Genomic DNA, 880 nt, shown 5'->3' with positions numbered 1-880 from the left:
CAAGAAATTCATGCTACTTGATAGGCATGTTCATAGCGTCATCCTCTTCATCTTCAAAAGGAAGATTCGCACTTTCTGGCTTTGCCTCTTGCACCGGCTCACCCTCTAACAGGTGCTCCCAGGGGTTTGCCGGTTTCTGCTTGACCTGCGGGGCCGGTGCCGGGGTGGCCGCTACTTGCTGCGGCTTCGGCTGCGCTGCTGGTGGTTGCGGTAGCCCAGTCTTACGGACTTTCACCTTTTCCACCATGCGCGGACTCTTCACAACGGCCACGACCTCACCAGGGGACAACTTGCGCAAAGTGTTAGGGTGAAGATTGAAAACTTCTACCTCTCGTACCGTTCCTTGCCCGCTTGCCCGTGTCTGGCTACCCAGTAAATCTTTATCTTCAAAGGTCTGGAAGGTCTCTTTCATAGCCTGTTTGGTGCCTAGCATGTCTGCTAGTTCATCAGCTTTCACATCTATTTGGTGAAAGAGCTTAACCATGGTGTTGGTCATCAGGCGGTCTTTAAAGCCTTTGCCGACCTCCTCTAGGGCTGAATAGGACTGGGTGGATAGTAGGGCAGCCCCGCCATATGACCTAGAGCGTTCTACAACATCGACTAGACCAGTACCCCCAAGAGCTGAGAACTCATCAACGATGATGAGGTTGAGTCGGTTTTGCTTCGGCTCCTCTTCGTCTTCCGGGGCAGTGGTTGTACCTTCTAGATGCCAGTCCTCTTCTGCTAAATCTGCTAGGGCTGCGGTGTAGTCACTGATATGTACTGGGTTTAGTTCCGACCCCGTACATTGGAAACAAACAAAAAAGAGCAAAGGAACTTCACCCATGCCCACCAAATACCCCCAAGAACTCAAAACAAGAGCCCTACGCCTACTGGCCGA

At 52.0% G+C, this 880-nt stretch carries 1 protein-coding gene; it reads right to left on the bottom strand.

All coding sequences use genetic code 11. The features are described 5' to 3' along the window. Positions 1-13: 13 nt before the first annotated feature. Positions 14-880 (bottom strand): TraM recognition domain-containing protein (locus E4U03_RS12560; RefSeq protein WP_209304184.1); only part of this gene is annotated, 867 nt, incomplete at its 5' end.

It is taken from the genome of Rothia nasimurium (assembly GCF_004569295.1).
GTDB lineage: Bacteria > Actinomycetota > Actinomycetes > Actinomycetales > Micrococcaceae > Rothia > Rothia nasimurium_B.
The sequence above is the reverse complement of the archived record's forward strand: the minus strand, read 5'-3'. Positions and strand labels throughout refer to the sequence as shown.